Raw genomic sequence first — 24322 nt, 5'->3', positions numbered from 1 at the left:
ATCAACCGCAGTCTCATTCTATTAAGATATTTTGTATTAGATTCTTCCATTTATTTCCTATAGTGACCTCTATTTTATATTTCTCTGCATTTTCTAGCGACTTTAATGACATAGTTTCCCTTACGTCTTCATTATTCATAAGAAAAAGTAGCTTTTCAATAAAAGTATCGCTATCAGCAAAAGGTACAAGATACCCATCTTCATTATCCATTATCAACTCTGAAGGGCCGGTATCGCAATCATATGCAACGATAGGTAATCCACTGGCTTTTGCTTCAAGTAATACCATGGGAAAACCTTCAAATCGCGATGTCATTGCATAGATACTAGACTGGGAATATAAATCATTCACATGGGGAGTTGATGGAAGTAATTCAACATTTTTTAAATTTAACTCTTTGATCTTATCTAATAACAAATTTTTATCTTCACCGTCACCAGCAATAATAAGCACCCAACTATTATTTATCTTTTCAACCTTTGCCCAAAGATCTAATAAAAGATCAAAACCTTTCTGATAAGTAAGTCGCCCCAAGGCTAAAATATTTTTTGAGTGTTTTTTAGTTAATTTACTTTGGGGTTCAAAAGGTAATGGATTGGATATTGATATTATTTTTTCAGGATATTTATTCTCTTCTAGCCAATATTCACGATCTTTCTCTGTTAAAGTAACGACCGCATCTGCATATTTGGCAGCCACTCTTCTGGCAAGTTTTCGTGATTTTATCGTTAAGTTACTTTTATAATTAAAGTGCTCCCACGATATATGTTTTATATTTGTACCTAATAAAGCAGTTGTACTAAATAGTGCCAGCATAGTATCAACATCAACCAGAACATCGATTGACTCATCTATTAAAACACGACGTAATCTAAAAACAACAGAAAAATAGGCAAGTGAAAAACGTCTTTTTTCATCAAAAAGTGAGACTAACTTTATACTCTTGTCGACAGAAAACTTAGGTGGTGTATTGCCACTTAAACTGATAATAACAGCTTGATAGCCATTTTGAACAAGATAGTTAGCAAGTGCGATACTGACTCTCTCTGTTCCACCGGAATGACTTATATCACCACCAAAGAAAGCAATTTTTTTCATAAAATCCCTTATCGTTTTTTAATTTTATGAATAATTAAACCTGGTAGAGTAACAATTCTCACTAAAATAGATTTTTTACTATTAACAATATTTTTGTCATCCATCGTAGCCAGAGCTTGGTTAATTCGTAGAACGGATTTTATAAAATCTAATGGACGATATAACCATAATTTTAGAGGTACATTCTCTAATAAAGCCTTGCGGGATATATAATGACCTACAGCATGTTTTTTTATAGATGACTTACTCAGCCTATTAGTTGCTTCAGCATCAAAAAAAATACGAACTGGTATTGAGCTATAGTAAAAACAATATTCTTTAGCCACAGTACTATAAAACCAAATTTCAGGAATGAAATTTATACCGGATGCTACAGGGTAGAGATACTTTTGTAGTAATTCAGTTTTGAAAAAATCAATTCTCTCACCACAAATTCCTGAACGAAACTCATCAAACCATGAGCTCTTTTTATCTATATTAGACAAATAAGAATTATTAGGTTTTAATGTTTCGGAGCTCACCGAGATAGCTCTAACCCCAATGATTTCTTTATCGTAAAATACGGTACTCATTGAAAGTAACTTATTGATAGAACCGGCGACGAGTGCATCATCAGAATCTAAGCCGATAAAATACTCTCCGCTCGCATTCTCCACAGCTTTATTCCATGCCGCTTGTTTCCCACTATTATTTTGGTATATATATTTTATATTTAACTTATTTTCTATCTTTAATAATTCGATTAATTCTGCTGTATTATCAGTAGATCCATCATCAATTATTAACCATTCAATGTCATTCCTATCTTGTTCTAGAATAGAAATATAGCAGCGTTCTAATACATGTGCTCTATTGAATGTAGGCGTAAATATAGTAACTTTTGTCATTATGTTCTTAATATCCTTTCAACCTATTTTTAATTTTATTTAATGTTATAAAGAACTTCAAATAGTAATTTCTTTCTTTTAAGAATTAATATTAACAGAACTAGTGTAAATGTCTCAGCAGTAATAATTGAAATTATTCCACCCCAAGCACCATACTTAGAAGCGAGATAAGCACAAAGAGGAATATGTATAATTGCTGATGCCATTGGCAATATAGTATATGCTTTTTTATGTCCATGCGTTAGTAATATATAATTCCCCAACACGGCAGATTGTAAAACAAGAAAGTAAACAGGCGAAAATAATATTAATAGATCAGACACTGCTGAATATTCAGCACCAAACATTATTTGAGTGATTATTTTCGAAAAAACAACAACAAATATAATTATTGCTATACATAATGCACCTTGCCAATAAAATATTTTTCTTATTAAGGAATAAGCTTGGGCTTTATTATTAACTAACAAAGCATTTATTCTTGGATAAAAAGCATTCCCCAATATTAAGAATACCCCCAGAATCGCTCCTTTCATCCTGTCCGCTGCAGTAAATATACTAACCTCATAGACATTACTAAATATCCCAATAATTACTATAGTGCTCATTGTATATAGGCTATTAGATAGTGCCGCGATAAAAATAGGAAATGAGTCTTTTAATGTATGTACTATTTTTAGACTGGTAAAATCAACTACTTTTATTAATCTTTGTTTATATATATATATTATTGCTATTAAACCAGCGAGTAAACTCAATGATGATTGTATTATTATGGCATATTTAACATCTGCATCACTACGAACAAATATAAAAAACAAGGGTAATAATGCTAATCTTGAGAATATCATCAATTTTGTAACAACAGCTAGCTTTTCTATTCCCTGAAAAAACCAAATAGGCATTAATACAGTACCTATTAGCATGATAATTATATATATTAATTCACTTCTAATAACTGAGTAAGCATTTATTGATGAGAATATAACAACACAGACTATAGATATAAGGCATAGTATTGATTTAGCATAAATTGTTTCAAAAAACACCTTGGATATATACTCTGGTTCGTCTTGGTGTTCAGCGATTCTCTTTGATGCTGATAAATTAAATCCAAAATCAATTAAAATAACAAAATATTGAGCTATGGAAAGAGTAAGGCTGTAAATACCAAACCCCTCAACACCCAAAACTCTGGTTAAATAAGGTAGCGTTAGGAGAGTTATAAAGTAATTACTACCCTGCAATATAAATAAAGAAAAAATATTTCTTCGTAACACTGACATTTAAATTTCCAGCTATTGGATTAAATTATTTTTCATGAGTCTCGAGTGTATTAATTAGCTCGTTATTCTCATGACATAAAATTTATTTCGGGCAGAAATTTGCGAATAGTTAGTCTGAAATCAAGGCACGCTACCGCCCTTGGCTTACAGTTACCAATGCACTGATCTTAAACTTCACTATGTCGTTCGACTCAGAAAAACAATTTATAACAAACAGTTACACAATATACTGACATGCCTGTTTTTATTAATACTTAATTCTTATACATCTAAACAGGCATTACAAGCAAAAGGGTTGGGCAAAAACTGACGATAATGTGCTAATCAATACATAAAAAATCATGAATGCTGGGGTAGTTAGCCCATCTCTTGTTTTACCAATTGTTCTAACAGATCAATATGGCCTTCATCGTCGTTCAGTGCTGGAATATATTCAAATTTCTCACCGCCTGCATGCAAGAAAATTTCTCTATTTTGCTCTTTGATCTCTTCGAGCGTTTCCAGACAGTCAGCCGAAAAACCGGGACAAATGAGCTGAATATGCTTAATACCTTGGGAAGGTAAGCTTTTTAATGTCTCGTCGGTATAAGGCGTGAGCCAAGGCTCGCGGCCAAATCGCGACTGATAAGTCATCATAACTTGCTCTGCGGGTAATTCGAGTTCAGCCCGTAAAGCACGGCTGGTATCTTCACAACGTTGCGGATAGTCATCCCCTAATTGCGCATAGCGTTTAGGAATCCCATGAAAAGACAGCACTAACCGGTCTGGTTTACCATGTTGAACAAAAGCGCGCTCAACACTTTGCTTTAAAGCTGATATATAAGCAGGGTGCTCGGCATAATCTCGGATAAAAGAAACCGATGGTAAACGGCGATAGCCTTTCAATATTCGCGCCACAGCATCCCACACTGCCGCACTTGTCGAGCAAGAATATTGCGGATAAAGCGGTAATACCACCAGCTTGGTTACACCTTGCGCGAGTAATTTATCAATGGCATCCGGTAGATTTGGCGAGCCGTAACTCATACCTAACTCAACAGGGATATCGGGCATACGTGCCGCTAATGCTTTTTGCTGCCGGCGGCTATAGACCAATAAAGGCGAGCCTTCATCCATCCAGACAGATTGATATAATTTGGCCACGCGCGGCGATCGAATGGGCAAGATAATACCGCGCAACAATGGCCACCAAAGTAATCGCGATGTATCTACCACCCGGCGGTCACTCAGGAACTCGGCCAGATAACGTTTGACCGCTTGTGGTGTAGGGGCATCCGGTGTTCCCAGATTAACCATCAGTACGCCAAGCTTACTTTCCATCATGCAGGAGTCCTTTTGTGTATTACGCCGTTTATTCGAACAGACAAATATGCTGTCAACGCTATTTGGAACTGACCGGGTAAAATAATAAAGGCGACCCTAGGCCGCCTTAGCTATCTTACCATCCAGAATTAACCGAGAATAGTCGCCAGTTCAGCACTGACTTCTGCTACTTTACGGGTTCCGTCCAGTTTAAAATATTGCGTATTACCGGCATCAGCTTCTTTACGATAGTAAGAAACCAATGGTGCCGTTTGCTGATGATATTCAACCAGACGTTTGCGAACAGTCGCTTCCTGATCATCTTTACGGATAGTCAGTTCTTCGCCGGTGACATCATCTTTATCTTCAACTTTAGGCGGGTTGAATTTAATGTGGTAAACACGACCCGAAGCAGCATGTACCCGACGCCCGACAATACGATCAACAATCAGATCGTCCGGAACATCAAATTCCAATACATAATCAACCTTGATACCGGCTTCTTTCATGGCATCAGCTTGAGGAATAGTACGTGGGAACCCATCGAGCAGGAAACCGTCACGGCAATCGTCCTGTGTAATGCGCTCTTTAACCAATGCAATGACCAGCTCATCAGTGACCAGCTTGCCGGCATCCATAATTTCTTTCGCTTTCAGACCTAACTCAGAACCTGCTTTTACAGCGGCGCGCAACATATCACCAGTAGAGATTTGCGGAATACCGTATTTCTCCATGATGAATTGAGCCTGAGTACCCTTACCAGCGCCCGGAGCGCCCAGCAGAATGATACGCATTGCGTAAATCCCCTTGCTATGTAGTTTTTCTATGTGTTTTGGCGTAAACAAATCAAAATTGCGGAAAACACGCAACCATACCATTTTCAGGGGGGTTGGCTCAAGGCGCGCGAGCCGCGGCAGTGGGATTGGATCAGAGAAACACTGAATAAATATAACTATAACAGGCTGAAATTAAATAAAAAAAACGCCCCGAACACATTATCTGCTCGAGGCGTTCTAATACTAAATTAAGCCGTTAATAGCTGGTTCATGCGGCGAATAAACTGATTAGGATCCTCTAAGGTCCCTCTTTCAGCCAAGAGGGCTTGATCCAGTAATAACTCAACCCATTCAGCAAACTGGGTGTCATCCGCAACATCAGCGGCACGTTTGACCAAACCGTGCTCAGGGTTCAGTTCAAAGATGTATTTCACTTCTGGTGCTTGTTGACCAGCAGCTGCGAACAATTTCGCCATCTGCGTGCTCATTTCATCCGCATCCGTGGTGACAATCGCCGGAGTATCCGTCAGGCGGTGTGTCAGGCGAACATCTTTTACCCGCTCACCCAGCAGGATTTTCACGCGCTCAACAAAAGGCTCCAACGCTTTATCCGCTTCTTGCTGCTCTGGGCGCTCTTCATCCGCCAGTTTGTTCAGTGAGTCATCCGCTTTGCTAACTGACTGGAAGACTTTGCCATCGAACTCAGTCAGGTAACTCATCATCCATTCGTCAATGCGATCGGATAACAGCAAGACTTCAATGCCTTTTTTACGGAACAGTTCCAGATGTGGGCTGTTCTTAGCCGCGGCATAGCTGTCAGCAGTGATGTAATAAATCTTCTCCTGCCCTTCGGCCATGCGGCTGACATAATCTTCTAACGACACGGTCTGCGCGGAGCTGTCTGTATGGGTTGAAGCAAAGCGCAACAACTTGGCAATAGTCTCTTTATTGCTACCATCTTCAGCTGGCCCCTCTTTTAGTGCCATACCGAACTGTTGCCAGAACTGCTGATATTTCTCAGCATCGTCTTTAGCCAGTTTTTCCAACATTTGCAGCACACGTTTGGTCAGCGCACTACGCAGATTCTGAGTCACGCGGCTGTCTTGCAGGATCTCACGCGAAACATTCAGCGGTAAGTCATTGGAATCAATCAGGCCACGGACAAACCGCAGGTAATTCGGCATAAACTGCTCTGCGTCATCCATGATAAACACGCGCTGGACGTACAGTTTCAAGCCGTGTTTATGGTCGCGATTCCACATATCCCAAGGCGCTTGCGCCGGAATGTACAGCAGGCTGGTGTACTCTTGCTTACCTTCGACGCGGTTATGACTCCAAATGAGTGGGTCAGTGAAGTCATGAGCAATATGTTTGTAGAATGCTTTGTATTCGTCGTCAGTTATTTCAGCTTTTCCGCGGGTCCACAATGCCTGGGCTTTGTTGATTTTCTCCCAGGTTACCGTGCCATCTTCTTCATTTTTACTTTGGATTTCGACTGGCAGTGCAATATGGTCTGAATATTTGCTGATAACAGAGCGCAAACGCCAGTCATCAAGATATTCATCTTCACCTTCTCGCAAGTGCAAGGTAATTTCTGTACCGCGATCTTCTTTAGTGATATCGGCGATGGTGTAATCACCCTCACCTTCTGATTCCCAGAACACACCGGCATCTGCTGGTGCACCAGCTGCACGGGTACGAACAGTGACTTTATCTGCCACGATGAAAGCAGAATAGAAGCCCACACCAAACTGGCCAATTAATTGGCTATCTTTAGCTTGATCTGAACCAATAGATTCAAGAAATGCTTTAGTCCCTGATTTCGCGATAGTCCCAAGATTATCAATGACTTCTTCACGGCTCATACCAATGCCGTTATCACTGAGGGTCAAAGTACGCTTTTCTTTATCAAAAGATAAACGCACACGCAATTCACCATCACCTTCAAATAATTCTGGTTGAGATAGCGCGCGGAAACGGAGTTTATCTGCCGCATCAGAGGCGTTGGAGATAAGCTCGCGCAAGAAAATTTCTTTATTGGAATAAAGCGAGTGAATCATCAAATGGAGAAGCTGTTTTACTTCTGACTGAAATCCACGGGTTTCTTGACCTTTCATACTCATTAATTACCTCAATCCAAATTACCGACAGATTTACCCTATAGATTTCAAAAATACAGTGCGGCGGCAAACCCATGAGCCCGATGAGCTGACTCCAGTCAGTGATTCGGGTGAACGAGTACAGCCAACACACCTGCAATTTGAAAGATGACGGGTATAGATAAAACCAAACAATGAGTATCAAATGGGGTCAATCGCGAAAGGTTTCAAGTCTAAACAGAGAAAAAACAGAGAGTCGGGGGCGATTTACTGAACATCACGAATGAAATTATTCATATGATAATCAATAACAAAACAATCGCCCACCAGCGTTAAGGGGATAGTGACTTGATGAAATTAAAACTTAATAGGATTTCGCCCTGCTAATGAGTGGGATAAGGTGGTGCCGTCAACCATTTCCAACTCGCCCCCCACCGGTACGCCATGCGCAATACGGCTGGCTAACACCCCATATTGACCGCACATCTGGCCGATATAGTTGGCAGTAGCATCCCCTTCGACTGTCGGGTTAGTCGCCAGAATGACTTCAGTGATGGTTTCAGTTTCAAGCCGTTTTTCCAGCAAATCTAAACCGATATCACCTGGGCCAATACCATCCATGGGAGATAAATGCCCCATCAGCACAAAATATCGCCCGCCAAACTGACCGGTTTGCTCGATAGCATGAATATCTGCCGGGCTTTCGACCACACAGATTTGGCCATTTTGCTGCCGTCGTGGATTAGAGCATATAGTGCAATGGTCTTGCTCGGTAAATGTACGGCAATCAGCACAGTGGCCAATTTCGGACATTGCCCGAGTCAAAGACTGCGCCAGACGCATGCCACCGCTACGATCACGTTGTAGCAGTTGGAATGCCATCCGCTGCGCTGATTTCGGGCCGACACCCGGCAAGCAGCGCAGCGCCTCCATTAATGACTCAAGGAGTGGACTGGTTTGCATCAGAACGGCATCTTAAAGCCTGGTGGTAATTGCATACCACTGGATACAGACGCCATTTTCTCTTTTTGTGTTTCATCGATACGGCGAGCAGCGTCGTTCAATGCGGCAGCAATCAAGTCTTCCAGCATTTCTTTATCTTCTTCAACCAACAAGCTTGGGTCGATTTCAACCCGGCGGCAGTTATGCGCCCCATTGATGGTTACTTTTACCAAGCCCGCGCCAGATTCACCGGTAACTTCCAATTTGGCGACTTCTTCCTGCATCTGCTGCATTTTTTCCTGCATCTGCTGGGCTTGTTTCATTAAATTGCCAATACCGCCTTTACCAAACATAGTCATCTCTCATAGCAAGGGGCCGCGTCAGTGCACCATGCACTTATCGCAGCGGTTAAACCGGTCGGATACTGTCTTCATCCAGTTCGGCGTCGAAGAAACGACGCAGTGTTTGAATATTATTATCCGCAATAATTGACTGGCGTGCTTGTGCCAGCTTTTCTTCATATATGGCCTGCCGCCATTCCAACGGAGTACGCGCCGTCAGGTTATCATCTTCGATAACGCTAAGTGTGACAGCAGTCCCCTGTAATTCGCTCAATGCGTCTGCCAGTGCCTTTTGTGCCGAAGGCGAGTTTAAATGGCGCTGGGCAGAACGCAAGTGAAGGCAAATATTACCCGGTTCTATTTCTTCTTTAAATGCATTCAATGCAAGTTGCTGCACTAATTTGGGAATTTGTAGCTTATCTATCTCTGCGGCCCATGAGTCTCGCGCCATCGCCTCTTGAGCTAACTTAGCAGAAAGCTCGGGCGTTTTTTCATGCTCCAACGCAGAGCGCAATGCTTTTGGTGTAGCGATAGGCTCAGCCGATACCTCCGGTTGATTCTGCGCCGTCCAACGATAGGCTTCTTTCTTCGTTGGCTTTTTTTCTTCCGTAGATTTAGCCGCCAGGCGCTGCTGGCTACGCTCAGTCACCGAAGCTAAACGCTCCAGTGCTGAGTTTGCCGGCCGCGCTTTTCCTGGCGCCGCCGGCTCATTCTTTTTTGGTGTGGTTGTCCCCGATTGTCGCAATAACTGCGTGCGCGCTTGAAGCAATTGTGCGGTGGAATCAGGGAGCGAGGTATTGACCGGTGCAACAGCGCCTAATGGCGGAGCCTCATGCTGTGGCACCTGTTGAGCATAGACCGGCGTCTCTGTATGTTGCGGCTGCGTATTATCAGCCTGCGCTGCAGGAGCACTGATTGGCACAGTCTGCGGCTCGGCAATTATCGCTTTAGGGTGAAACGCCAATGCACGCAATAAGGTCATTTCAACCCCCATGCGGCGGTCAGGGGCGTAGGCCAACTCTTTTCGCCCCACCAGCAATGTCTGGTAATACAGCTGGATATCTGTAGGCGGCAGGGTTCGCGCCAGCTCACGTAGTCGCGGCTCAATAGTGGCGTAGTGATTATCCAGCATGGATGGCAATAGCTGCACCATCGCAATGCGATGCAGCAAACTTAAGGTTTCAACTAATAGGTTTTCCCAGTCAACACCCCGTGAAGCCGCCTGCTCCAGCAGAGCCATCACTCGCGCGCCATCTGCACTCACCAGCGCTTCAATAATCGCCAATGGCTGTTCATCATCCAGCGTTCCCAACATTTGGCTGACGGTAGCGGTAGTGACATGACCATCCCCCATCGCGATAGCTTGATCGGCCAAACTGAGTGCATCTCGCATACTGCCATCAGCGGCTCGAGCCAGTAATTGCAATGCGCGAGCATCACTGCTGATTTGCTCAGCTAACAATATTTTTTCGAGCTGGGCACGAATCACCTCAACATCAATGACCTTAAGGTGAAACTGCAAACAACGGGACAGTATGGTGACGGGCAGCTTCTGTGGATCTGTCGTCGCCAGCAGGAATTTCACATGCGCAGGCGGCTCTTCAAGCGTCTTCAACAATGCATTGAAACTGTGCCGAGACAACATATGAACTTCGTCGATCAAATAGACCTTGAAGCGGCCACGGGCGGGCGCATATTGGACATTATCCAACAGCTCTCGGGTATCTTCGACTTTAGTCCGAGAGGCAGCATCGATTTCGATCAAGTCAACAAAACGGCCTTGCTCGATTTCCTGGCAGTTCGCACAGGTGCCGCAAGGGGTAGCAGTAATACCCGTTTCGCAATTAAGCCCTTTGGCCAACAACCGGGCTATAGAAGTCTTACCTACCCCGCGGGTGCCAGAGAACAAATAGGCGTGATGAATTCGCCCTAATGAAAGGCCATTAGCTAACGCCGTCAGGACGTGTTCCTGACCAACGACGTCTGCAAACGTTTTGGGGCGCCACTTACGGGCAAGAACCTGATAGCTCATTAATACTTCATCGTTGATTTGTAAAGAATAATTTAGTCACTCATAAAAAAGCCACAATCTACCCAAGTATTTAGTGGTCTGTTTTCGAATACATTCACCCGAATAGTGACAGGCTGAATCTTAGTGTACCAGTACGCCCATTGTCATTCCCAAAAATTTACTTTGCGGACGTAGACTTGTCTATTTGTTGTACCCGGCAAGACAGTAATAAATGATTCTTAGTTTCTGTAACATAGAAAAATGTATTCAAATCTATCAACAAAGTTTTAGCTTAGGCGTAGTCAATATAGCGTTTATGAGTGATACAGGCGGGTTAGCCTCGCCAGAGAATTGATGCACACTGATATCCGGGCTTCAAAATTGATACCACTGAGGACGAGCATCCGTCAGCCATGGTGGCAGAAAAAACTGCCGACACTTTTTCATGCTTTCCTTACAGGACGGTGCTCTTTGGATCAACAGTATGTTCATATATCCATCGCCTGACCGCCTATCTCGCCAATGAGTTGCGCTTCTTTGAGGCGGTTTTGCTCTTTCTCTTTATCAAATATCGGGCCGATGCTGCCGTTGGCATTGTCGATATCGCAGCTCAGGTCATCGACATTTTGCTGCTGTTTATCGGTATCCCGGAGGGTGATGCTGCCCTCAGAGACCGCCGCCTGAGTGGTGCCCGCGGCATGGCCGTCATTGTTCATACCCGACGGGGCTATACCGCCCAGATTGCTCAACAGGTCAGACCCCACCGGCCCGCCGGAACTCAGGCCCGCCCCCTGATGCTCAGCGTTGAAATCGGCTTTATTGTCGATATTACTGAAGCCCAGCGTGCCGGTGTCCAGACTGTTTTTACTTTGGTCCGCGGTGCTGGCAATCACTGCGCCATCCAGCTGAGTATGCTCGCCGACGGTGATATCAAAGCCGCCAGCGCCCGCAAAGATGCCGGTCTGCTCCTGCACCGAGTCATAGTTGCTGTGCAGTTTGTCCTGACTCATGCTGAGGTTGGCCGAACCACCACCACCCGCCGCGACACTGACGCCACCGCTGGTGCTGGTCTGCTTCGCATCATAGTTATCGCTGTCTTGCTGGCTTTGCAGCAGCAGGTCGCGGCCGACATCCACCTTGACGCTTTCGCCGCTGGCCTGAGCGCCGATTAGTGAAGTATCGCGGCCGCTGTTTAGCGACAGGGTACCGCCGCTGTCGATGGTGGTTTCCGTCCAGGTGGTGCCGTTGCCATGCTCATTACCTTGCCCTTTATTGGCATTGGCGAAGATACTCAGGCCACTGCTGGTGCCATTCAAGCCCAGACTGCCCCCCACGCTGCCGCCGCTGCTGCTGTTACTGCCGTCAGTTTTTTGCGTGTTGGCGGCTCCGAGTAGCAACAAGTCGCGGGCGGCGTCTAAAGTGGTATCGCCGCCAGCTTTAAGCTGGCTGCCTTGCACCAGAATATTGTAATGAAAGAGCCGCTCCTAAAATTAACTGTTTAATAGAGCCTCTAGCTGCTTTACAGCCTCTAGTATGTCAGGATCATCGCTATTGATTAATTGATTGATTTCGAAAAAGTGCTACAGCATAAACTTGTTCTAACATAAACCAATGCTCATGAAATGCCCCTTTCCACTCAGCATTAATAGATTCTAAACAATCTAACAAACCTTCAAGATCGTCGATCAAATCCTTAAAGATAAGTTATTTGACATAAATGAGCTTAGTCTTTCCTTAATTAAGGAAAGCTGCCGTCTGTCATACTCACTTATCTTCATTTAGTTTAATAACTTTATAATATTAGCAATAGGTTCAATCAAATAGTCATTGTATTCACTTATAGGCTTACTTTCATCTAAAGAAACCGCATAAATTTGCTCTAAAGTAAACCAGTTTTCATGAAAGCACTGTTTCCATTCAATATTTACATTTTGTAAACAATCTAGCAAAGCCCTCAGTTTATTAATTAAAGTAATTAGATCGAGCTCTTTTTTTTCATAGCTGTCTACCAACTCTTTCATGAGATTAATCTGTCTCATATCATAATCAGTCACAAGAAAATCAGTTATTTTTATCATTGTTTTATTAGCCCAAAATCAACAGTCACTATCCGACCAGTATTTTCATTAACTATTATCGTAATATTATTCATTTTATCATGGTATGCAGTAGTTCCTGGTACTTTTCCCTTAACTGCATTTTCAGGTTTGATAGCATTCTCTACAACACTTGGTGTAATTCCTTGTTTTTGCATGCGATCTAAAGCATGTCCTGAAAATTGCCGATCGTTAATAGTAGTTGGTCTATTAGATCCATCTTGAACTTTCAGCACATTTCCTTTTGAACCCGTAGGTGTTTTGGCTGATATGCCACCACCACGAATACCTCCGCCCTCTATCAATGGGTCTCTACATGCGAGTGGATCCAGGCCGCAGCCCTTTTTATTACCCAGCGCATTATTCTCAACCGCATTTTTCCCAGCCTGTGCACCGGCAACCGTATCAGCGGTGCTGTCGCCGGTCAATCCACCGGCTAATCCTGCGGCCAGTGTGGCCAGCGCACTGACGGTCTGTTTCTGGTCTTCGCTGAGATTATTTTTATCCCAACCCATGGCGGCGATGATAACCGGGGCCATCAACTCGGCGGTAGCCGCACCTGCCGCGCCCGCTAACGCACTGTTGCCACTGGCGTAGGCGGTGACAGCGCCCAATACGGCGTGGGCCATGGCATTGGCCGCCTGATTATCTCCGGTGCTTTTCTTAATCACCTCAGCCAGATACGGTGCAGAAGCCCCCGCCAGTGCTTGTGCCATATTCCCGCCCGCCAGACCTTGGATAGCGGCGGTGGCGGCCTGAAGCCCTTGTTGCAGTGCGCTGCCGGTGCCGTATTTCTGCATTTCGGCTTTATATTCGGGTGTTTCGCGCAAGGCTTCTACATTGCCTTGCAACTCAGGATGGCGTTTCAAAGCTTCCTCAAGCCCGAGGATATCTCCCTGCGTCCGCGCAATATCCATTGCCTGACCGCCTATCTCGCCGATAAGTTGCGCTTCTTTCAGCCGGTTCTGCTCTTTCTCTTTATCAAATATTGGGCCGATGCTGCCGTTGGCATGGTCGGTGTCGCGGCTCAGGTCATCGACATTCTGCTGCTGTTTATCGGTATCGCGGATGGTGATGCTGCCCTCCGAGATCGCCGCCTGAGTGGTGCCCTCGGCATGGCCGTCATTGCCCAGCCCCGACAACACCACGCCGCCCAGATTGCTCAACAGGTCAGACCCCACCGGGCCGCCAGTGCTCAGGCTGCCGCCCTGATGTTCCGCTTTAAAATCGGCTTTATTTTCAATGTCACTGAAGCCGAGCGTGCCGGTGTCCAGACTGTTTTTACTCTGGTCTGCGGTGCTGGCAATCACTGCGCCATCCAGCTGAGTATGCTCGCCGACGGTGATATCAAAACCGCCTTTACCCGCAAAGATGCCGGTCTGCTCCTGCACCGAGTCATAGTTGCTGTGCAGTTTGTCCTGACTCATGCTGAGGTTGGCCGAGCCACCACCACCCGCCGCGACACTGACGCCACCGCTGGTGCTGGTCTGCTTCGCATCATAGTTATCGCTGTCTTGCTGGCTTTGCAGCAGCAGGTCGCGGCCGACATCCACCTTGACGCTTTCGCCGCTGGCCTGAGCGCCGATGAGTGAAGTATCGCGGCCGCTGTTTAGCGACAGGGTACCGCCGCTGTCGAGGGTGGTTTCCGTCCAGCTGGTGCCGTTGCCGTGCTCATTGCCCTGGCCCTTATTGGCGTTGGCAAAGATGCTCAGGCCACTGCTGGCACCATTCAGGCCGAGACTGACCCCTACGCTGCCGCCGCTGCTGCTGTTACTGCCGTCAGTTTTTTGCGTGTTGGCGGCACCGAGTAATAGCAAGTCACGGGCGGCGTCTAAGGTGGTATCGCCGCCAGCTTTAAGCTGGCTGCCTTGCACCAGAATATCGCCGCTGTTCCCGTCACCGGTGGCTGTCACCGTCAGGTTGTTGCCCGCGGTCAGGGTCGAGCCAGTCACACTGGTCTGTTCCTGATGCTGCTGCGAGGACGATTTTTGTGAGCCTAATGAGGCGCTGACACCGACCATACGGTACAGATTCTTATTCATGGTCATTCTCAACAGCTAAAGGGTTAATAAGGCGCATCAGTATTGCCAGTTCAGGTTAAAGCCCAGGGTTATCGAGTCGGTTTTGAAGCCATCGGGTTTAGACAGCGGTTTGCCCGCAAACAGGTCATAGCGGGTATTGAGCACGTTGCCACGCACACCCAAAGCCGCACCCGCCAGATGGTGGCCCAGTAAGTAAGGATCACTGCGGCCACCGACCTCGCCGTAATCCACGCCGACATACAGCTCATGCCCCGGCAACGGGGTATACCAGCCGAGATCATTGCGTACCGTCCAGCCGCGATCAGCATTTAGTGTGCGTTCGCCATCAAAACCGCGCACCGTCCAGCGGCCACCGATACTGAATTGATCCTGTGGCGTCAGTGGCGTGTTGGTGCTTTGCCGCTGGTATTGCAGGTTGTAATGGAAGTTTTGTTTTTGGATGGCAAAAGGAATATCCAGTTGCGCATTCAGCCGCAGAATTTTGCTGAGAGCAGTGGCTTCGCCGACATACTCTTCTTGTGCTGGCACTGCACCAAACCAGCGGGTACCGCGCTGGTAGCTGACACCCGCGTCCAGTATGGCTTGCGAGATAAAGTGGCGATGCTCTAAACCAACACGCCAGGCCGAGGTGCGGCGACGTTGCACTTCCACTTCGGTATCATTGATGTAGTTTTTCGACGAGCGAGTCAGTACATCGTAGATCAGAGTGGTTTTCTGGCTGGCATTGCGGTGCAATAGGCGGCTAAGTTGTAGCGATACATTTTCACTTTCGCCGCGATAGCCGTAATCGCCATTGAGACCCGCCACTGTCTGGTGATAGTCATAGCTGCTGGCGGTCATGCCGACAGTCCAGTAGCCGAAGGGGAGTGAGTAATGGCCGGTCAGGTTATTGGTGCCTTTATTGCCGCGATTTTTTATTGAGCCACCGGCAGAGACATAAAACAGGTCACTCAGAGAGAGCGGATTATCCAGAAATAGGGTCGCGCCGCCTTGATAGCGGCCAGTGCTGCGGGTGCCAGAGTCATCCAGCGAAGCGGCCAACCGCCACATTTTGTTCTGTTGCCAACTCAAGGCGATGTCGGTCTCGCCGGGGGCCTCTCCGGGGATCAACTCCATGCTGGCTTGCACGGTGGGGACGCGCTGTAGGTTTTCCAGCCCTTGCTCAATATCACGTAAATCCAACAGGTTACCGGGGCGGGCGGGGAAAGCACTGAACAGCGTAACATGGCGGTCACTGTCGGGTGTCAGCTCAACATGACGTATTTTGCCGGGCACCACTTGTAGCGCCAGCGTACCACTGTTCAAATCCTGCTGCGGGGCCAGCACTCGGGTAGTGACATAGCCGTGATCAATCAGGCGGTTTTGCATCTGGCTCATCAGCAGATTTATGCCCTGTCCCCCCAAACATTGACCTTGTGCTTGATCGGCAAGTCGTTGCAGTGGTAACCAGCGAGGTAACGGCTCGGTTCCGCTGAGGGTAATATGGTCGATGACAAAGCAAGGGGTCTCCACCGGGAAAGTGAGTCGGCCTGAAGAGACTGGTGGAGCAGATAAGCGTACATCCGGCGCTGAGGGGGCCAAACGCTCTTCCAGTGCCCGTTGCCGTTCCTGTTGATGAATACTTTGTTGTTTAAGAGCAGCAGGTTCAGCACTTTTACCAGAGGGTGAAACAATGATGGCTGGGAATAACACACTAGAGATTAATATAAAATAATGGGCGCGCAGCACAGGCATATCCTCATTTGCCCGGCTGGGGCAGAATAAATGAATAGAATAAAATTTCGCCGCATTATGACTGTATATAAGTTATTTACAATAATTTCATACAATATAATATATATACAAGAAATAACTCATGTATTCTGTAGGAAATATCATACAGTTCGAGTGTTTTTGTATGAAATATCCTATTTTAATGTGAATTAATTAATCTTATAGGATAGGAAATAATGTTTTCAATGAATATTACACGGTTATTTTAATTATTCACTTATACTTCAATGGGTTATATCATCCAGTACGCCCTCTTGCCCAGAAAATTAATGGCAATATATTGCTGTGCAAGCTGGGTTGATTTCAGTTGCAGTGGCGTATCTTTATTTTTAATTTTTAAGTCTTGGTATTTAGGAAAAACTTGCACGAGGAGATAGAAGAGAAACTGCCTATTTAAATTCTGGTGCTAATGAAGCTCAATGACATTGAACCAAAATCATAAGTATTTTTATATTTAATATAAAAACAGTCAATTAGGATAATTGCCAGAAGCATTAACGCCAGATAAATTGAATCAGATAGGGGCATATTCACTCAGCCCCACTACCGACAGCGAGGCTGATATTTTCATTACAATTAATGGCCGTCGAAATCAACCAAGCTGTAACAAGTAATCCCTTGTTGGTTCAGGCGATCCTCGCCCCCCAGATCGTGTAAATTAATCACAAACGCAGCATCAGTCACTTCACCACCTAATCGGCGAATGAGTTTAACCGTGGCTTCAATCGTCCCACCAGTAGCCAGCAAATCATCAATAACCAGGACTTTATCGCCCGGTTGAATGCTGTCGGTATGAATTTCAAGTTTGTCAGTACCGTATTCTAACTCATAGCTTTCACTGATGGTTGCACGTGGTAACTTGCCGGGCTTACGGACTGGAACAAAACCAACCCCAAGAGACAAAGCTACTGGCGCGCCAAACAAAAAACCACGGGCTTCAGTACCCACGACTTTAGTCACGCCCTTATCCAGATAACGTTCAGTCAGCAGCTCAATGCTGGCAGCGTAGGCTAATGGATCTTCCAGCAAGCTGGTCACATCACGGAACAGTATTCCCGTTTTCGGATAGTCGGGGATAGTTTTGATACTGTTTTTAATATATTCAAGCTGTTGTGCTGTATTAGGTGCAGTAGCGGTCATAATTTGTGCCTGATAAAACTGCTGTACATACTAAAGCGCGGCCAATCGATGTTAAAATGGCATCAATTGAGTCACTCATTCTATCGACTCATAACACTTCGATAGAGTAAATGACTGCGCCCCTAACGCTAAGGACGCAACGAGGGAAGATCCCGCGCACGAAAACGCTCAAATTTATGCAAACTGGCATTAAAATGCAACTGATGTGAACAACTCAGTGCCTTTTTTGTTGCGATAGGTCAATAACTGGCATCCGCAACATAAATATCAATAATAGCGTTAATATCACCAGCAAGAGGCTTCTGACCCACCAAATTTTCACCAGCCAAAGTGAAACGGCAAAAGTGAGGACAGTGACCAATATTGCTTTCCATTTAACGCCGGGAGGCAAAGCTCGATGTTGTTGCCAGGTGCGTATATAACCACCAAACCATGAACGATGGAGCAGCCAATGATGAAAACGGGGAGAGGAACGCGCAAAACACCATGCAGCCAGTAGCAAAAACGGCGTAGTGGGTAAAAGAGGAAGCACGATACCTAAGGTGGCCAAAACCACGGCGAGCCAACCTAAAGTTATCAACAACCAACGAGACATAAACGCCCTTTATTATACATTCATTAATGTGCCTTTATCATTAACGCATGCTCTCATTAGCATCAATAGGTATTCTTAGCATTATTCGTTCAAAATACCGTTTTAACCATCACCTTGCTTGTAACCACTGGCATTCAAAGGCAAGCTGGCGGAAAGATCTTCGGGAGAAGCGCCATGAGTACAGAAAAGCTATTGCAGGTGCTTGAAAGCCAAATAGAGGCATTGTCGGCACAAGTTGGCCCACAAGCCAATACTCCGTCTCAGCAAGCGCGTTTTGACCTGAATTTATTTGGTAATCATGGTAACCGTTTTCGCGATTATTTACTGGAAGTGCATAAAAACATGGCCCAGCTGAAACAGGTCGTTGCAGACAATCGCACACAGCAGGTCGCTTTCTTGGCTGAGAAGTTGGTTGCACAAATCTCCGCCTTACAAAGAGAGTTAGCGACACAGAAGCTAAGAAAATCCAATCCTGAGCCCAAGTATAATAAGCTAGATCCTTACCATAAGCTGGCTGAACATCAAGATTATGAGCGGCGAATACTGTCTATGATTCAGGACAGAGAGAACCAACTGGGTAAGCAAAATTTATTAACTGAACAGCAAAAAATACAGAAAGAACTTGCCGCATTAGAGGGACGTTTAATGCGTTGCCGACAGGCGTTGATAAAAATAGAACGCAGTATTGAGAAAAAAGAGAACGGTTTTTGAATATTTATCACATTTTTTGAATCATTAGGGTTTCGATAGCGAATACTTTTCTATAATGTTTTATATCTACCGTGTTTCAAGTTGCAGGTGTGCTGACAGGACTCAATATCCCAAGTCCCTTGTTTATGTGAGCTTATCGGGCTCTTTCACTTGCCCCCGTTGTACTGCTTGAAATCTATTAGGTAGATGGATTGAAATCAAGTCAGGTGGAAACCGGCAGCAAGGTATCCTCACCCGGCTTTTCTAACTCACCGAAAATCAAATATTGGCCAGATTATGTCAGTTGAAAAAGCATCACCAGAACTGCAACTGGCAGTAGATCTTATCTACTTGCTGGAATGCAATGAGATAGCGCCGGAAACGGCATTGGCAGCATTGGCTATCGTGCAACTTGATTATCAGCGCAAGTTGCGTAATCAAGTCTCTGATTAACCAGCTTGTTTTGAGGTGCAACCGAGGCGATACGAGCGGATATCGCCTTGCTGTGAATCATTGCAAGGCGAGTTATTGAGTTTATCAATCTCACCCGTCAGATAGCCTTAAGCAAGTGGCTTATTGATATCCGGTAAATCAGGTTTAGTATCCCCGATTGCAGAATCTTTAGACGGTGCTGAGGGCAATTCTTTGGTATCAAACGGCCGACTTACTTCCTGAATTTCAGTCCCGTCGGGCTTGTGTAAATAAACATCTAACTGATTGAATGCAATATTAATGTCATTCTCACGGCATAGCTTATCAATCCTGCTATTCAATTCATCCACCGTATAACTACGGTCTCGTAATTCACGCACATACACACGCAACTCATGATCAAGGGTGCTGGCACCAAAATTAAGGAAGAACACATGAGGTTCAGGGTCTGTCATCACCCGTGGGTTTTCATGGGCTGCTTTTAGCAATATTTCTTTTACTTTTGCTAAATCAGAGCCATACGCAACCCCGACTTTAATAATAATTCGGGTGACGGTATCGGATAGAGACCAGTTGATCAACCGCTCGGTTACAAAGGCCTTATTCGGAATAATCACTTCTTTACGGTCAAAATCGGTGATTGTAGTAGCACGAATTCGTATTTTGTTAACATTACCAGAGAAAGTACCGATAGTAATGGTATCGCCGATACGCACAGGCCGTTCGAACAAAATAATCAAACCAGAGACAAAGTTGGCAAAAATTTCCTGCAAGCCGAATCCCAAACCAACTGACAGAGCCGCGACCAACCACTGTAATTTATCCCACGAAACCCCAAGTGAGCTAAGTGCAGTAATCGCACCAACAGCAGTGATCAGATAAGTCAAAATGGTGGTAATGGCGTAAGAAGTCCCTTGGCGCAGTTGTAGCCGCGACAATATCACCACTTCAAGCAAGCCAGGTAGGTTGCGAGTCAGAATATAAGCAACCACTAATGCCATTAAAGCCACTAGCATATTTCCCAATGTGACAGACTGCACGACACTCGCCCCCGCCACGGTGGTGGTGTAATGCCACAAAGAGATGCTGTCTAAATAGGAGATAACTGTTATCAAATCAGCCCAGATTGCGTAGAAACAGGTGGCGAAAATCAGGAACAGAACCATAGTCGTCAAACGTAATGATTGCTGGTTAATTTGTTCCAATGCCAATGGGGGTTCTTCTACCGGCTCCCCTCCTTCTGCGCCCTCTTTCACCAGATTTTGTCGCCGAGCGATGGCGCGACGGTAAGCCAAGCGCCGCGCTGCAACCCCTAATCCACGAATAGCGGTCAGATAAACGATATTCCACAAAAATAATAAATAGAGGCTATCAATCCAGCGGCCAGCCAGTTGCAGTGTGGTGTAGAAATATCCGGCAATCATTAATCCGATCAATATGATCGGTGTTCCCGCTATTGCCGTCACTATCACTAATCGTACCGCATGAGAGTCTTTCTCACGCCAGCTATCACGGCAGAATGGATAGACAAACAAGGCCAAGAGTGCCAATGCAATGACAATAACAACCTGCCCGATAACGTCATCTACCAAGCGAAGTGGGCTTTTTTCCCCCAAGGCAGACCAGAAGATAACGGGCAGCAATGCAACGCCCAAACGCACCATTTGACGTCGATAATGCGCACATCGGTCAGCCACTATCATAAAGTGCCGCTCAGTGATGCCGCCAGGCGATAGCATGCGATATGTCAGGTCAAATACCAGCCAGAATAGGGCCAGACGTTGGAAGAAGGTCCAGAATAAATCGCTGAGATTGAAGTCTGAACGTAAACACCAATAACCTACGCCCAAAATGACCAAAGCCCCAGGCAACACCTTCAGCAAGGTGAGTAGAATGGCTTTAGGCGTGTGCATTTGGCTATCATGCTTTAATTGCCCGACGTCAGAGGCCAACCTATCTAAATATTTATTAATCATGTTGTAGCGAGATCGGATCACCCCCACCACAATCAGCATCGGTATCAGGAATACCAACGACTTAATTAAACCGGCTAATACGTCATCCCATGATAGGGTGAAGTGAAAACTACTCAGTTCAGCTTTTAATGCACTCGGCAAAGCTTTCAGCCAAGACCAATCCATGGGTTTATTGCTACTGACCCAAAATATTTGTTGTGTCAACGTATGCTGCAGTGACTCATTGACACTCAATAATTGCTGCTGATTAATTTGCAGATTAATCGCCAGTGTCAGTTGGTTACCTAGCTGCTTATTCAGCTGGTCCAGGAGTTCACGTCGAATATCAACTATCTGCCCCAACGCGTCTTCTACATCAGGGCTGACTTTCTCTTTACTGTCCGTCATCAAGGATTGAATGTAGTCATCCCCTTGAAATAACTGATCTCGCTGCTGATTAATTTCAAATTGTTCGAGGCGCAAATCGGCAATGCGCGGCCCCATATTGGTAATTAAACCGGAGGTCGGCAAATTGAGCTGCTGCTGGTAGAGGATACGAGAAAGCAGCAAGCTGCCGCGTAAAACGGTAATTTGCTCCTTTAAATTGCGTTCAGACTGCAGAGCACGATCCAGCCAGTTTTTAACTCTGATATTCTGTTGTACCAGTGTGTTGCCTTCTTTAGTGGCATTAATCAACTGCTGGCTCAACTCTTTATTAATCGCCAATTCGCGGCTGACTAATGGATCATTCTGAATATCAGTTGCATCATCGGGGACTTGCGCTTCTTTGGCTGTCTTCTCTGAAAGAATTAAGCGTTTTCCGCTGACTACCTCTTGCAGTATTTGGACATAACGCTCCAGTTGGTTAATGTGCGCAGTGGTGTAATCGCGTTGTTTTTGCAGCAAATCTTGTAACGTCGTGTTAGCTTCCAGATTTTTACGTTGCAGATCCAGCTGCGCGTTTAGCATGACTTGCTCAGTCAATAGCGCTTGCTGTTGGGCTGGCCGCAAAACTTCTTGATTCGGAGCCAATCCATTGAGTTGATTGCGAATCTGCATTAAACGCATCGATGCGTTATACATCGCACTTTGCACGCGTTCTGGTTGAGTTTGCAGGGAAATTAGCTGGCTGTTATAAGCTGAAAGGTCTTCTTGGGCGGATTGTAAGTCATCCAGAGTTTCATTGAGACGTGATTCCAACTGGCGCAATGAATAGTTTGCCAAGGACTCTCGAGTCAGCGTATCTGCTGAATTGTTCTTAAGCGCATCCAACCCTTCCGTTGCCTGCCGTAACTTCGCCGGGGCCTGTGCTAATTGTTGTCTAAGTTGGCTCGCTTCCTGCTTAGTACGCTCAATAATATCAAGGTATTCCAGCGTTTTAGTCAGATCCTGTTGCGATAACTTTTCAGCTGGCGACAGTATTTTTTGCTTTGATAATGCATCTAGTTGGCTCAGCACGTCATTGCGCGTCGGCACATCTATATTCATTCCAGCAGCGAAAAGTGACGGCGAAAATAGCAATGCAATTATAAGCAGGGTAATGATTATTTGTAGACGTAATAAAAACGCGCCTGTTGACAAAGAAACCGGCAAAGAAAAGGGTAAAGAATATGGATGGTGAAATCTGCTGCTCATATTTGAACTTCATTTCAACAGAGAGGCTGAAATCGTATCACGTTCAGCCGCGAGTCATAATAAGAAAAGTCTTTCAGAGCGTGAATAGCTGTAGTAATGCGGGCAGCTACGCACTTACGTGTGAAATGTAACAACCCAAAATAGCGGTTGATCAGATTATTTAATGGGTATCTTTCTTTTGCTGTTCAAAACGTCAGAATTTTCTCGGCCGCCAGTGTCCATTGAGCCAGTTCAACCAAAGTCCCAATCTCTACGCCATCAACCAAGGCTAACTCACTAATACCACGGGCATCCGCACAGGTTTTACACAGTTTAACCGGGACATTTTGTGCCGTAAGGATTTCCAGCATCTGCTGTAAGTTATAACCCTCTCGGGGTTGCTGCCCATTAAGGCCGGCAATAACCGCATCAGACATTAAAAATAAGCGCAAATCGAGGTCTGTCTGCTGTTCTTTCAATGCGATGGATAGACGCAGCGCGTTAAATAACGATTCATTGCCATAGGCTGCTCCATTGGCAATAAAAACCATTGAATTCGTTTTCTCGCTCATATAAACATCTCCAGTTAGTCCTATATCTTTTTTAGCAATGAAACCCCATGGCTTAACATCTCCAGATAAGCATCAATTAATACCGGTGCCTCTTGTTTTATATCAAAACTTTCTGGCATAAAAAGCCAGTTTTCCATCAAACCTGTAATATAGGCTCTCATGATAATCGCAGCACGGCGGGTATCAAGATTGACGGGCAGCTGATTAGCATCAATACAGCCTTGCAAAACCGACTCAATTCGCTCATAACTAGCTAAATCAAGGACTTTACGTGCATCGTGGAAAGAGGTCATCTCCCCGACAAATTCGCATTTATGGAACACAATTTCCATCAATGCGCGTCGCCGGCAATCCTCTCGCGTAGAAACAAGCACATAAATGAGTATTTCACGCAGAATACGGAGTGGATTATCAGGATATTTTGCCTGATACTCTAATTCGAGCAGATCAACTTTAGACCCTGATAACTCCCAGACTTCGTTAAATAGGTCTACCTTATTCTTGAAGTGCCAGTAAATTGCGCCTCGGGTGACACCTGCGGCGACAGCAATATCAGTAAGTGAAGTACCTGAAACGCCGTGCGCAGAAAATTCCCGCACTGCGGCATCTAGAATGTGTTGCCGGGTCTCTTCGGCTTGCTGTTTGGTTTTTCGTGCCATAGAGTTGTTTT

The 24322-nt window shown here is 45.3% G+C and carries 18 protein-coding genes, 2 pseudogenes and 1 other annotated feature; of the genes and pseudogenes, 2 read left to right on the top strand and 18 right to left on the bottom strand.

The genetic code is table 11. The features are described 5' to 3' along the window. Positions 1–13 precede the first annotated feature (13 nt). The 15 genes and pseudogenes from DX162_RS11885 to DX162_RS11810 all read right to left on the bottom strand — a co-directional run bounded on the left by DX162_RS11885 (position 14) and on the right by DX162_RS11810 (position 18389). Positions 14–1099 (bottom strand): glycosyltransferase family 4 protein, encoded by a 1086-nt coding sequence (locus tag DX162_RS11885; protein ID WP_004390665.1) that lies wholly within the window; start codon positions 1097–1099, stop codon positions 14–16. 8 nt (positions 1100–1107) lie between these two features. Continuing rightward, on the bottom strand, positions 1108–1986 hold the full coding sequence (locus DX162_RS11880; RefSeq protein ID WP_004390666.1) for a glycosyltransferase family 2 protein: 879 nt from the start codon (positions 1984–1986) through the stop codon (positions 1108–1110). Between the two features lie 35 nt (positions 1987–2021). Continuing rightward, the gene (locus DX162_RS11875) at positions 2022–3272 is read right to left on the bottom strand and encodes an oligosaccharide flippase family protein (protein ID WP_004390667.1); all 1251 of its coding nucleotides are present in this window, start codon (positions 3270–3272) and stop codon (positions 2022–2024) included. A gap of 357 nt (positions 3273–3629) precedes the next feature. Then, positions 3630–4595 (bottom strand): ferrochelatase, encoded by a 966-nt coding sequence (hemH, locus tag DX162_RS11870; protein ID WP_004390668.1) that lies wholly within the window; start codon positions 4593–4595, stop codon positions 3630–3632. Between the two features lie 128 nt (positions 4596–4723). Continuing rightward, the gene (gene adk / locus DX162_RS11865; protein ID WP_032819869.1) at positions 4724–5368 is read right to left on the bottom strand and encodes an adenylate kinase; all 645 of its coding nucleotides are present in this window, start codon (positions 5366–5368) and stop codon (positions 4724–4726) included. A gap of 230 nt (positions 5369–5598) precedes the next feature. Continuing rightward, positions 5599–7467 (bottom strand): molecular chaperone HtpG, encoded by a 1869-nt coding sequence (gene htpG / locus DX162_RS11860; protein WP_004390670.1) that lies wholly within the window; start codon positions 7465–7467, stop codon positions 5599–5601. A 339-nt stretch (positions 7468–7806) separates the two neighbouring features. After that, positions 7807–8412, bottom strand: coding sequence for a recombination mediator RecR (recR, locus tag DX162_RS11850; protein ID WP_004390671.1), 606 nt, complete (start codon positions 8410–8412; stop codon positions 7807–7809). Next, complete coding sequence (locus DX162_RS11845) at positions 8412–8744, bottom strand: YbaB/EbfC family nucleoid-associated protein (protein ID WP_019081276.1); 333 nt, start codon at positions 8742–8744, stop codon at positions 8412–8414. Before DX162_RS11845 ends, recR begins: the two co-directional genes overlap by 1 nt. A 55-nt stretch (positions 8745–8799) precedes the next feature. Further along, positions 8800–10764: a DNA polymerase III subunit gamma/tau gene (gene dnaX / locus DX162_RS11840; protein ID WP_032819870.1), complete on the bottom strand. Its 1965-nt coding sequence runs from the start codon at positions 10762–10764 to the stop codon at positions 8800–8802. Beyond that, positions 9406–9469: a sequence feature (DnaX frameshifting element), on the bottom strand. It overlaps the preceding gene by 64 nt. Before the next feature lie 470 nt (positions 10765–11234). After that, positions 11235–12209, bottom strand: a pseudogene (locus DX162_RS11835) (hemagglutinin repeat-containing protein); the annotation flags it as partial. A 312-nt stretch (positions 12210–12521) separates the two neighbouring features. Next, positions 12522–12764 carry a hypothetical protein gene (locus tag DX162_RS11830; RefSeq protein WP_004393645.1) on the bottom strand — a complete coding sequence of 81 codons (243 nt, stop codon included), beginning with the start codon at positions 12762–12764 and terminating at the stop codon, positions 12522–12524. Positions 12765–12817: 53 nt separating this feature from the next. Next, positions 12818–14860 (bottom strand): annotated as a pseudogene (locus DX162_RS11825) (hemagglutinin repeat-containing protein); the annotation flags it as partial. 57 nt (positions 14861–14917) lie between these two features. Further along, complete coding sequence (locus DX162_RS11820; RefSeq protein WP_004392618.1) at positions 14918–16615, bottom strand: ShlB/FhaC/HecB family hemolysin secretion/activation protein; 1698 nt, start codon at positions 16613–16615, stop codon at positions 14918–14920. Positions 16616–17230: 615 nt separating this feature from the next. Beyond that, complete coding sequence (gene apt, locus DX162_RS11815) at positions 17231–17794, bottom strand: adenine phosphoribosyltransferase (RefSeq protein ID WP_004392621.1); 564 nt, start codon at positions 17792–17794, stop codon at positions 17231–17233. Between the two features lie 214 nt (positions 17795–18008). Then, positions 18009–18389 carry a DUF454 family protein gene (locus DX162_RS11810; protein ID WP_032820897.1) on the bottom strand — a complete coding sequence of 127 codons (381 nt, stop codon included), beginning with the start codon at positions 18387–18389 and terminating at the stop codon, positions 18009–18011. Between the two features lie 174 nt (positions 18390–18563). Here DX162_RS11810 and priC point away from each other — a divergent pair, with 174 nt between their 5' ends. Then, positions 18564–19100 carry a primosomal replication protein PriC gene (priC, locus tag DX162_RS11805; protein ID WP_004392623.1) on the top strand — a complete coding sequence of 179 codons (537 nt, stop codon included), beginning with the start codon at positions 18564–18566 and terminating at the stop codon, positions 19098–19100. 276 nt (positions 19101–19376) lie between these two features. Further along, positions 19377–19532: a pleiotropic regulatory protein RsmS gene (gene rsmS, locus DX162_RS11800; protein ID WP_004392624.1), complete on the top strand. Its 156-nt coding sequence runs from the start codon at positions 19377–19379 to the stop codon at positions 19530–19532. A gap of 107 nt (positions 19533–19639) precedes the next feature. On the opposite strand, the gene mscK is transcribed toward rsmS, so the two are convergent. From mscK to acrR, 3 genes are all read right to left on the bottom strand, one after another. Next, entirely contained in the window at positions 19640–23101 is a 3462-nt protein-coding gene (gene mscK, locus DX162_RS11795) for a mechanosensitive channel MscK (RefSeq protein ID WP_004392625.1), read from the bottom strand. Positions 23102–23286: 185 nt separating this feature from the next. Further along, positions 23287–23652, bottom strand: coding sequence for a DsrE/DsrF/TusD sulfur relay family protein (locus DX162_RS11790; protein WP_032820898.1), 366 nt, complete (start codon positions 23650–23652; stop codon positions 23287–23289). 20 nt (positions 23653–23672) lie between these two features. Beyond that, positions 23673–24311 (bottom strand): multidrug efflux transporter transcriptional repressor AcrR, encoded by a 639-nt coding sequence (acrR, locus tag DX162_RS11785; protein ID WP_004392628.1) that lies wholly within the window; start codon positions 24309–24311, stop codon positions 23673–23675. Positions 24312–24322 lie beyond the last annotated feature (11 nt).

The sequence above is a fragment of the Yersinia kristensenii genome (genome assembly GCF_900460525.1).
Lineage (GTDB): Bacteria > Pseudomonadota > Gammaproteobacteria > Enterobacterales > Enterobacteriaceae > Yersinia > Yersinia kristensenii.
The sequence above is the reverse complement of the archived record's forward strand: the minus strand, read 5'-3'. Positions and strand labels throughout refer to the sequence as shown.

Bases quoted from the DNA above. Each gene is read 5' to 3' on its own strand.
- DX162_RS11790 (WP_032820898.1), bottom strand. From the start codon at position 23,652: ATGAGCGAGAAAACGAATTCAATGGTTTTTATTGCCAATGGAGCAGCC.
- hemH (WP_004390668.1), bottom strand. From the start codon at position 4,595: ATGATGGAAAGTAAGCTTGGCGTACTGATGGTTAATCTGGGAACACCG.
- adk (WP_032819869.1), bottom strand. From the start codon at position 5,368: ATGCGTATCATTCTGCTGGGCGCTCCGGGCGCTGGTAAGGGTACTCAG.
- DX162_RS11880 (WP_004390666.1), bottom strand. From the start codon at position 1,986: ATGACAAAAGTTACTATATTTACGCCTACATTCAATAGAGCACATGTA.
- DX162_RS11830 (WP_004393645.1), bottom strand. From the start codon at position 12,764: ATGAAAGAGTTGGTAGACAGCTATGAAAAAAAAGAGCTCGATCTAATT.
- acrR (WP_004392628.1), bottom strand. From the start codon at position 24,311: ATGGCACGAAAAACCAAACAGCAAGCCGAAGAGACCCGGCAACACATT.
- DX162_RS11875 (WP_004390667.1), bottom strand. From the start codon at position 3,272: ATGTCAGTGTTACGAAGAAATATTTTTTCTTTATTTATATTGCAGGGT.
- rsmS (WP_004392624.1), top strand. From the start codon at position 19,377: ATGTCAGTTGAAAAAGCATCACCAGAACTGCAACTGGCAGTAGATCTT.
- apt (WP_004392621.1), bottom strand. From the start codon at position 17,794: ATGACCGCTACTGCACCTAATACAGCACAACAGCTTGAATATATTAAA.
- htpG (WP_004390670.1), bottom strand. From the start codon at position 7,467: ATGAAAGGTCAAGAAACCCGTGGATTTCAGTCAGAAGTAAAACAGCTT.
- DX162_RS11810 (WP_032820897.1), bottom strand. From the start codon at position 18,389: ATGTCTCGTTGGTTGTTGATAACTTTAGGTTGGCTCGCCGTGGTTTTG.
- DX162_RS11820 (WP_004392618.1), bottom strand. From the start codon at position 16,615: ATGCCTGTGCTGCGCGCCCATTATTTTATATTAATCTCTAGTGTGTTA.
- mscK (WP_004392625.1), bottom strand. From the start codon at position 23,101: ATGAGCAGCAGATTTCACCATCCATATTCTTTACCCTTTTCTTTGCCG.
- priC (WP_004392623.1), top strand. From the start codon at position 18,564: ATGAGTACAGAAAAGCTATTGCAGGTGCTTGAAAGCCAAATAGAGGCA.
- DX162_RS11885 (WP_004390665.1), bottom strand. From the start codon at position 1,099: ATGAAAAAAATTGCTTTCTTTGGTGGTGATATAAGTCATTCCGGTGGA.
- dnaX (WP_032819870.1), bottom strand. From the start codon at position 10,764: ATGAGCTATCAGGTTCTTGCCCGTAAGTGGCGCCCCAAAACGTTTGCA.
- recR (WP_004390671.1), bottom strand. From the start codon at position 8,412: ATGCAAACCAGTCCACTCCTTGAGTCATTAATGGAGGCGCTGCGCTGC.
- DX162_RS11845 (WP_019081276.1), bottom strand. From the start codon at position 8,744: ATGTTTGGTAAAGGCGGTATTGGCAATTTAATGAAACAAGCCCAGCAG.